This window comes from Butyrivibrio sp. (assembly GCF_024699075.1).
In genome coordinates this window covers 1-9,464 of sequence record NZ_JAILQF010000388.1, presented here as the reverse complement: position 1 = coordinate 9,464, position 9,464 = coordinate 1, and the positions used below count along the sequence as shown (strand labels likewise).

General features: G+C 40.0%; 9 protein-coding genes. 5 read left to right on the top strand and 4 right to left on the bottom strand.

What is annotated here, in order from left to right; translation table 11 throughout:
* The 3 genes from K6G87_RS15585 to K6G87_RS15575 form a co-directional block, all read left to right on the top strand.
* Positions 1-556 (top strand): acyl-CoA dehydrogenase family protein (locus K6G87_RS15585; protein ID WP_296839293.1); only part of this gene is annotated, 556 nt, incomplete at its 5' end.
* 143 nt (positions 557-699) lie between these two features.
* Positions 700-1,491, top strand: a complete 792-nt coding sequence (locus K6G87_RS15580; RefSeq protein ID WP_296839289.1) for an electron transfer flavoprotein subunit beta/FixA family protein — start codon at positions 700-702, stop codon at positions 1,489-1,491.
* Between the two features lie 77 nt (positions 1,492-1,568).
* Positions 1,569-2,624 (top strand): electron transfer flavoprotein subunit alpha/FixB family protein, encoded by a 1,056-nt coding sequence (locus K6G87_RS15575; RefSeq protein WP_296839286.1) that lies wholly within the window; start codon positions 1,569-1,571, stop codon positions 2,622-2,624.
* Positions 2,625-2,682: 58 nt separating this feature from the next.
* On the opposite strand, the gene K6G87_RS15570 is transcribed toward K6G87_RS15575, so the two are convergent.
* From K6G87_RS15570 to nadA, 4 genes are all read right to left on the bottom strand, one after another.
* Positions 2,683-3,243, bottom strand: a complete 561-nt coding sequence (locus K6G87_RS15570) for a transcription repressor NadR (RefSeq protein ID WP_296839284.1) — start codon at positions 3,241-3,243, stop codon at positions 2,683-2,685.
* Between the two features lie 113 nt (positions 3,244-3,356).
* A complete protein-coding gene (nadC, locus tag K6G87_RS15565; protein ID WP_296839283.1) occupies positions 3,357-4,244 on the bottom strand; it encodes a carboxylating nicotinate-nucleotide diphosphorylase in 888 nt (295 codons plus the stop codon).
* Positions 4,156-5,703: an L-aspartate oxidase gene (locus tag K6G87_RS15560; protein ID WP_296839281.1), complete on the bottom strand. Its 1,548-nt coding sequence runs from the start codon at positions 5,701-5,703 to the stop codon at positions 4,156-4,158. The genes nadC and K6G87_RS15560 overlap by 89 nt, the downstream gene beginning before the upstream one ends.
* A 63-nt stretch (positions 5,704-5,766) precedes the next feature.
* Positions 5,767-6,696, bottom strand: coding sequence for a quinolinate synthase NadA (gene nadA / locus K6G87_RS15555; RefSeq protein WP_296839279.1), 930 nt, complete (start codon positions 6,694-6,696; stop codon positions 5,767-5,769).
* 232 nt (positions 6,697-6,928) lie between these two features.
* Between nadA and ybaK the strand changes: the two genes are divergently transcribed.
* On the top strand, positions 6,929-7,411 hold the full coding sequence (gene ybaK / locus K6G87_RS15550) for a Cys-tRNA(Pro) deacylase (protein WP_296839277.1): 483 nt from the start codon (positions 6,929-6,931) through the stop codon (positions 7,409-7,411).
* Between the two features lie 481 nt (positions 7,412-7,892).
* Positions 7,893-9,464, top strand: a 1,572-nt coding sequence (locus K6G87_RS15545) for a hypothetical protein (RefSeq protein WP_296839274.1), incomplete at its 3' end; no start/stop codon positions are given.

Genomic DNA, 9,464 nt, shown 5'->3' with positions numbered 1-9,464 from the left:
CGGAACTAAGGAACACAAGATGGGTATCAGAGGATCAGCTACATATGAGCTTATCTTCCAGGATTGCGTAATTCCTGCTGAGAACCAGCTTGGTGCTCGTGGAAAGGGCTTCCCTATCGCTATGCACACTCTTGATGGTGGTCGTATCGGTATCGCTGCACAGGCTCTTGGCCTTGCAGAAGGCGCTCTTGACAGAACAATCGCTTATGTAAAAGAGAGAAAGCAGTTCGGTCGTTCAATCGCTCAGTTCCAGAATACACAGTTCCAGCTTGCTAATCTTGCAACAGAAGTAGAAGCTGCACAGCTCCTTGTATACAAAGCTGCAGAAGCTAAGAGAACTAAGGACAGATATTCTGTAGAAGCTGCTAAAGCTAAGCTTTTCGCTGCTGAGACAGCTATGGACGTTACAACAAAGTGCGTACAGCTCCTTGGTGGTTATGGTTACATCAGAGAGTACGAAGTTGAGCGTATGATGCGTGACGCTAAGATCACTGAGATCTACGAAGGAACTTCAGAAGTTCAGCGTATGGTTATCTCAGGAAGCTTACTTGCATAATAGGATATAAGAAGCAATATTATTTTGATGATAAGAATTAATATGATATATGATCATCAAAATGCATATCCGGATATGCGTATACAAAAGCATATATAAATGAACTTATATAGTTCAGATTCTGCAAATATAAGGAGAAAAACATGAAAGTAGTAGTTTGTGTTAAGCAGGTCCCTGATACAAAGGGCGGCGTTAAATTCAAACCGGATGGAACTCTTGATAGAGGAGCAATGCTTGCTATCATGAATCCTGATGATAAAGCAGGTCTTGAAGCAGCTCTTAAGCTTAAAGATCAGTATGGTGCTGAAGTAACTGTTGTAACAATGGGTCTTCCTAAGGCTGATGCAGTTCTTCGTGAAGCACTTGCGATGGGTGCTGATAAAGCAATCCTCGTTACAGACAGAGTACTCGGCGGCGCAGATACATGGGCAACATCTTCAACAATAGCTGGAGCAATCCGTAACCTTGATTATGATATCGTTATCACAGGCCGTCAGGCTATCGATGGTGATACAGCTCAGGTTGGTCCTCAGATTTCTGAGCACCTTGGAATCCCGGTTATATCATATGCTGAAGAAATCTCAGTTGATGAGAAAGAAAAAACAGTTACAGTTAAGAGACAGTTCGAAGACCGTTACCACATGGTAAAGGCTCAGATGCCTGTTCTTATTACAGCTCTTTCAGAGCTCGGTGAGCCTAGATACATGACTCCTGGTGGAATCTTTGATGCATTCGATTCAGAAGTTACTGTTTGGGGCAGAGCTGATCTTAAGGATGTAGCTGATGAGAATATCGGTCTTAAAGGTTCTCCTACACAGATTGCCAAGGCTTCAGATAAGGTAAAGAAGGGTGCCGGCGAAAAGGTTACTCCTGACAGTGCTGATGAAGCTGTTAAGTACATCCTTGGCAAGCTTGACGAGAAGCACGTAATCTAAGAATCCGAAAGAAGTGCAATCTTACAAAGTTTGCACATTCCAAGATGTGAACTATTTAGTATAAAAGGAGAATGAACATGTCTTTAGAAGAATATAAGGGTGTATTTATCTTCGCTCAGCAGGTTGACAATGAGCTCAGCAACATAGCTCTCGAACTTCTGGGCAAGGCCAAAGATCTTGCAGCAGATCTTGATGAAAAGAAAGTAACAGCAGTACTTCTTGGTGAGAACGTTGAAAACCTCGCTGATAAGCTTGCTGAGTACGGTGCAGACAGAGTTATCGTAGTAGATGACCCTGAACTTAAGGATTACAGAACAGAGCCTTATACACATGCTCTTGCAGAAGTAATCAAAGAGTACAAGCCTGAGATCCTCCTCGTTGGCGCTACAGCTATCGGCCGTGACCTTGGTCCTCGTGTATCATCACGTGTACATACAGGTCTTACAGCTGACTGTACACAGCTTGAGATTGGTGATTTCCCGCTTACACCTATGCCTGGACAGGAGCAGAAGCACAAACAGCTTCTTATGACTCGTCCTGCATTCGGTGGAAACACAATCGCTACAATCGCTTGCCCGAACTTCCGCCCTCAGATGGCAACAGTTCGTCCTGGCGTTATGCAGAAGATCGCTCCTAATAAGGGCGCTAAGGCAGAAGTTGTTAAATTCAATCCTGGATTTACAAAGAACAACTGCTATACAGAAATCCTTAAGATCGTTAAGGAGACAACTAACGTTGCTAATATCGCAGACGCTAAGATCCTTGTATCTGGTGGACGTGGTGTAGGCAGCCCAGAGAACTTCAAGATTCTTGAAGATCTTGCTGAAGTACTTCACGGAACAGTATCCTGCTCTCGTGCAGTTGTAGATAATGGCTGGAAGCCAAAGGAACTTCAGGTTGGTCAGACAGGACAGACAGTTCGTCCTCACGTATACTTTGCAATTGGTATTTCAGGTGCCATCCAGCACGTTGCAGGTATGGAAGAGTCTGATATCATCATTGCTATCAATAAGGACGAGAACGCTCCTATCTTCGACGTAGCTGACTACGGCGTAGTAGGTGATCTTAACAAGATCGTTCCTGAACTTACAAAGCAGATCAAAGAAGCTCTTGCAGCTAAGACAGAGGCATAATTGATCTAATATTAAAAGGCTTCCCGTGGGTATGGCGGGAAGCCTTTTTTCTTTTCTTTTATATTGTAGAATAGTTTTTAGGTTCGTATATGACCGGTGCTTTCTGGGTTTCAATAAGGTAGCCTTTTTGTCTTAGTGCTTCTTCTATTTCATCCAGAATAGCCTCTGATCTTGCTTCTATAAGGTGATAATGATATCCGTCTGTTATAGAAGAAAGAGGAGATGATACTCCGCTGCTCATATCGCGCAGATAGTTCTGAATATCACGCTTGGAGCTTATCTGTAATGGTGCTGTGATAGTACCATATACTTTATGCTCTACATAAACGTTTTGAACACTGCCTCCAAGATCGACGATAGTAGAAAGCTCATCTTCAATCTGCTTATTAGAATGTCTTACCTTGTATACTCGTCTTGTATTTGATGCGTGCATCAGGATATAACCTGAATTAGTAGATACAAGATCCGGATGAGTAGCCTTGATAAGTGCTATATCAGTGACTATTACCTGCCTGCTTACACCAAGCTCTTTGGAAAGCTTGCTCCCCGAAATAGGTTCGGATGCAGCAGCAAGTATCTCTAGTATATTATTTCTTCTCTCTTCACCTGATAATCGCATATTAAGTCCTTTGCACAATGATTTGATTTTTATTAAGAAAATAAGATCAGCAGGCTGACCAGTAAATTCATATTAGAATCTTTTGATCAGCTTTCATTATAAGCTTTGATCCTTTATTTTACAGGATGCAGATTCTTCATAGACAGATCAAGAATAGGAGATGAATGAGTTAAGGCTCCGCTTGAAATATAGTCTACTCCAAGATCTGCAAGTCTTTTAATATTTTCTTTTGTAACATTTCCGGATACTTCAACTTCAGCTTTGCCATCAATGATATTCATGGCAGTCTCCATATCCTCATGAGACATGTTGTCGAGCATTATGATATCGGCACCGGCTTCTACAGCTTCTCTTACCATATCAAGGTTCTCGACTTCAACTTCAATCTTACGAACAAAAGGAGCATAGTCTTTAGCCATCTGGATAGCCTTTGTAACACTTCCTGCAGCACCTATGTGATTGTCCTTAAGAAGTACACCGTCAGATAAGTTGTATCTGTGATTATATCCGCCGCCAACAGTTACTGCATATTTTTCGAAGATTCTCATGTTAGGGGTTGTCTTTCTTGTATCAAGAAGCTTGATACCTGATCCCTTAAGCAATTCTACTACATTTGCAGTATATGTTGCAATTCCGCTCATACGCTGAAGATAATTAAGAGCTACACGTTCTCCTGAAAGAAGGACTCTGATATCTCCATCTACAGTTCCGATTTTCTGACCGCTTGTTACATGGTCGCCGTCTTTAACACTAAAACTTGCCTTTGTATCAGGATCAAGAAGGGTAAAAACTCTTTCGTATACTGAAAGTCCTGCAATAACGCCGTCCTGCTTGGCTATAAGATCAACACTACCAGGAACGCTTTCGGGCATAACAGCATTAGTGGATACGTCTTCTGAAGTTATATCCTCTTTAAGCGCTGACAGGATCAGGTCGTCTGCCTGAAGTCTCATAGTTACCGGTGCAAGGTGTGCTGTACTGCTTTGGTTTATTGTGCTCATGATATTTTTTCATCCTTTCAATTTCAGCTAAAATAAGATTTTTATTATTGACCTTAAGAGTCATATCGTCTGTCCATTCAGGTAACACTTCTGTCACTAAATTCTCATTTTCCAGGCTATTACTTGAACTATCATTTTTGACGACACGTATGTCATATTTGATGCCGATAAGATTTGCCGCTTTTCTGGCCCATACAAGACTTTCAAGAAGAGAGTTACTTGCAAGTCTGTTTCTTCCGTGAACGCCGTTACAACAGGTCTCTCCTGCAGCAAACAGGTGCCTCATAGATGTTTGACCATTAAGGTCAACCTTTATTCCGCCCATGAAATAGTGCTGGGCAGGAACTACAGGAATAGGCTCTTTGGTGCAGTCATAGCCTTCTTTAAGGCACTGCTCATATATATGCTTGAAGTGATTTTTGATGACATCTGTTGGAATATTTTCCATGGAAAGCCAAACATGCTTAGTGCCTTCCTTTTTCATTTGTTCAAAAATCGCATTGCTGACTACATCTCTAGGCATAAGCTCGTCTGTAAAGCGCTGCCCTTTATTATTTAAAAGAATTCCGCCTTCGCCTCTTACTGATTCCGATATAAGGAAAGAACGATCGCTTAGAACTTCATCCTGGCTGCGTTTTGTTCTTGATCCATCAATATGTTCAACATATAAAGAGGAATGATCTGTATACAAGGTTGTTGGGTGAATCTGTATATAGTCAGGATTTTCAAGCTCTATGCCATGCTTTAGGCATATGGCAAGGGCATCTCCTGTAAGGAGGGGATAGTTTGTACTATGCTCAAATAATCCTCCAATACCGCCGCAGGCAAGGATAGTATAAAAGCTTTCTATGTATACTATCTTTTCTCCTGAAATGGTATCATCTCTTCCATATTTTTGAGCCAACTCGCTATCCTTTGAGACAGTACATACAATGCCATGGCAGCTGGAATCATTCAGATGGCTGCTTTTTTTAGTGATGATATCGATCATGGTCACATGATCATAGATAGTAACGTTTGGAAGCTTTCTGACAGCATCAAGAAGCTTTGATGTTATCTCCTGACCTGTTATATCTTCATGGTAGAGGATCCTTTTATTTGAATGGGCTCCTTCTCTTGTGAAGTCAAGACTCCCATCAGCGTTTCTTTCAAAATCAGTTCCTACACTTATAAGATCCTTAATGACGCTTTGAGACTGTCTTATCATCTGGTCGACAGAATCAGGATCATTTTCATAATGACCTGCACGCATCGTATCTTCGAAATAGGAATCATAGTCACTGTCATCTCTTAGCATACATATACCGCCTTGAGCAAGGTAAGAATCGCACTGGGTAACGTCTCCCTTGGATATGATAGTAACATTTAATTTGCCAGGAAGATTCATGGCAGCATATAGACCTGCAACTCCACTTCCTACTATAACTACATCAGTTTTTAAACTCTTTGCGCTATTCATAATAGTCCTCCATGCTGGGCACATATATTAAGTGATCTGGCTCAGCGCAAATCGCAAAAATTTTTATACAAGAACAGGCTCCTTGACGCTTCCAAGCTCCAACATTCTTTCAAGCGGCTTGTCAGCATCTAGTCTTACAGAATCGCTTACGCTTATTGAACCTGTACCATTTAAGAGACAGTCACGTACTTTTTCCAAAGTGATTTTTTTCATATTGGGGCATGTCTGCTTTGCTCCAACGAAGTAGAATTTCTTAGAGGGAGCTCTCTTTATAAGTTCATGAAGTACACCTTTCTCAGTGCATACTATGAATTCATCTGCTGATGAAGCTTCTGCATATTCGATGATCTCCTTGGTAGAACCTGTAAAGTCTGCAAGATCGCATACTTCCTGTGTGCACTCAGGATGTACCAGGATCTGGGCATTTTCATGTTCTCTGAATGCCTTCTCCACGTCATTTGCTGTTATTGAAGTGTGAACGTGGCAGTAGCCTTCGTTTAAGATGACGTTCTTTTCAGGACACTGCTCTTTTACAAAGCGTCCAAGATTTCCATCCGGGATAAAAAAGATATTTTTATTAGGGAGGGATCTGACAATCTTAAGAGCGTTAGAACTTGTAACGCATACGTCTGAGAGCGCTTTGATCTCTGCCATTGAATTGATATAACATACAACCGCAAGATCGTCGTATTCATCACGCATCTCTTTGATCTTATTAGCATCTACCATAAGAGCCATAGGACATACAGCGTTAAGGTCAGGCATGAGAACAGTTTTGTCAGGGCTTAAAATATTTGCAGACTGCCCCATGAATGTAACTCCGCAAAATACTATGGTCTTGTGCGGATCTTTTTTTGCAACCTTGGCGAGGTAGAATGAGTCACCAACATAATCGGCTACGTCTTGTACAGCCCCGTCAACATAATAGTGAGCCAGAATAACTGCGTCCTTTGCTTTAGCCAGTTCTCTGATCTCCTGAGATATTTTGTCCATAAACTCCTCCTGATATATTAGCCTTTGAATTAGATATCCTGATTTTCTTTTCTTTCTGAGAGATGATACTACTAGCTGTAAAATAAGTCAAGACAAATGTAAAAATAATAATTTACACATGACAAGACAGGTGTAAATGCCTGCAAAGTTAAGCTCGCTTTAAATAAGCTTCAAAATGGGATAAAATAAGAACGGCGTAGATATATTATTAAAAAACTTCGAGGTACAAAAAATGAGCAAAAAAGAAGTTAAAACTAATGCAATGCGAATACTTGATACAATGAAAATTCCATATAGTCATCATGAATATGAATGTAAGGAATTTGTTGATGGAATACAGATAGCGGATTCACTTGGCCTTCCTCATGAGAAGGTATTCAAGACACTTGTAACTGTAGGAGCAGATCACAACTATTATGTATTTGTAATTCCGATTGCTGAAGAACTTGATTTTAAGAAATGTGCAAGAGCGGTTGGTGTCAAGAATGTCGAGATGATACCGGTTAAGGATATTAATAAAGTGACCGGATATATAAGAGGCGGCACAACATCTATAGGCATGAAGAAAAATTATGTAACAAGGGTTGCAATACAGGCCAAAGAACAGGAAACGATCTATATAAGCGGAGGTCGCATTGGCTCACAGCTGGAGCTGACACCTGATGATCTTTTAAAAGCTGATAATGGTGAATACGCTGATATAACAAGAGAGTAACGAAATTCGCATATATAAATGCGCAAGGAAAGTAACGCATTAATAATGTGTGAAGTTGAGTGATATCATAAAAGAGTAATAATAAAAGGCCCCAAAGCTGCAAATTGCTTTGGGGCCTTTTTGACGTTATAAAGCGCATTTCGTACACGCTCGCTCGACTATAATATCAGTTTAATGTGACAAAGTATTCGAAAAAATATATTAACTTATCGGTAAACTATTTCATTTATCCCCAAAAAGTGATAATATATAGCATATATGCAGGACTACAGAATTAGGGTGGCTGGAAACTGCATGTTACTTAAATCTTATATTTAAGTAGCATTAGATACAGGTTATAGGGATACTTTGGGGCCTGATATCTAATATGGTGATTGAATCTAAAGGGAATCCATTTAAATTAACATAACTTCAGAATAAGCTATTCGTCAGTCGTTCGAATTAGCTTTAATTATGTTTGTTAAATGGAGGAAGGGGTAAAATGAAAAAAAGATTTGTTAAGACCTTATTCTCAGGCGTAGTTGCTGCTACAGTTCTATTCCAGACTCTAGGAAACAGCAGCATTGTTTCTTTTGCTGAAAACGAAGAAACTGATCAAAACGTTGAAGAAACCCAGGATGAAAATGGACCGGAAGAATCTTCAGGTGAAAGTGATAGTGCCAGTGATCTTGGCGCTGAAGCACAAACTCCTGAAAACACAGACAATGGAGATAATCCTGATAACTCAAATACTGGTGGTGATGGAGATTCATCAGGCGCTGGCAATGAACAGGAGCAGAATAATACTGATAACCCTGCAGCAGGATCTGCAACTGAAGAAACTGATTCACAGGAATCAAAAACAGATGCAGCAGGTGCAGAAGGATCAGTGACAGATGCAGCAGGTGCAGAAGGATCAGGCGCAAATGCAGCAAGTACAGAAAGCTCTGTAATTGATGAAGCAAATGCTGAAGACTCTGTAACTGAAGATGCAGAAGGCATCAAGATAACTTATATTGCTAATAATGGTGGAAAGATTGCCGGCGAAGAAAACGTTTCTATGATCACAGAAACAGTAGATCTTGAGGCAGAGACTGTTACAGTAGTTGGCGCAGTAGCTACGCCTGATGAAGGATATGAGTTCGTTAACTGGACTTATGATGAACAGGTTGTAAGCGAAGATGAAGCCTATATCCCTACTACTGAATATCTCAAGGCTCTTCCTGAAGAGACCAGCCAGGTCACCTTCTATGCTAACTTTACCCTTTCTGAAGATAAAGAAGATGGATTAACATATGAAGAACGATTTAAAGATGAAGTTACAGTAGACGGTATTACAGTATCAGCTTATGCAGAAGCAGGAGTAATACCGGATGGCTCTAAATTAAATGTAACAAGAGTTGAGTCTTCTGTAGAAGAAAAAGTCAAAGAAGCTGCTAAAGAACTTACAGAAGAAACTGATGCAAATACTGATAGTGATAATAAAAATTCAGATACTATATCTATAAAAGCTGAAGGTGAGAGTTCTGATGGTACAACTCTCGATGGAACATATACATTTGATATTACTATCACCAATGAAAAGGTTGATGGCCCAATACAGCCCAAGGATGATAAGGCTGTAACAATTACTTTTTCTAATGTTATAGACAGTGCAGATGAAGATACATATCTTTCTGTTTATTATGTAAAAACTAATGAAGCAGAAGAAGCAACTGAAACAAAATCTTCTGATGAAAAAGCTTCTAATGAAGAAGCATCTAATGAAGAAACATCTAATGAAGAAACAGAATCTGCAGATGCAACAGACGCTTCAAGTAAAGAAGCAGAAGAAACTAATGAATCTAAAGAAAAAAATAATTCAGATTCAAGTAGTTCTGATACAAGTAATTCAGAAACAACAGTTGAAAATCTCGAAAAGGTTAAGGATCCATCAAATAATACAACAGATATAGCTTTTGACGCATATCATTTCTCGAAGTATACTATAGTTTCTACTCGCGAGACCAAAGATACATATAAACCTGCCGAGTATACACCAAAAGCATATAAACTTCTTACAGGTAGGGAATTA

Bases quoted from the DNA above. Each gene is read 5' to 3' on its own strand.
- K6G87_RS15580 (WP_296839289.1), top strand. From the start codon at position 700: ATGAAAGTAGTAGTTTGTGTTAAGCAGGTCCCTGATACAAAGGGCGGC.
- K6G87_RS15575 (WP_296839286.1), top strand. From the start codon at position 1,569: ATGTCTTTAGAAGAATATAAGGGTGTATTTATCTTCGCTCAGCAGGTT.
- K6G87_RS15570 (WP_296839284.1), bottom strand. From the start codon at position 3,243: ATGCGATTATCAGGTGAAGAGAGAAGAAATAATATACTAGAGATACTT.
- nadC (WP_296839283.1), bottom strand. From the start codon at position 4,244: ATGAGCACAATAAACCAAAGCAGTACAGCACACCTTGCACCGGTAACT.
- K6G87_RS15560 (WP_296839281.1), bottom strand. From the start codon at position 5,703: ATGAATAGCGCAAAGAGTTTAAAAACTGATGTAGTTATAGTAGGAAGT.
- nadA (WP_296839279.1), bottom strand. From the start codon at position 6,696: ATGGACAAAATATCTCAGGAGATCAGAGAACTGGCTAAAGCAAAGGAC.
- ybaK (WP_296839277.1), top strand. From the start codon at position 6,929: ATGAGCAAAAAAGAAGTTAAAACTAATGCAATGCGAATACTTGATACA.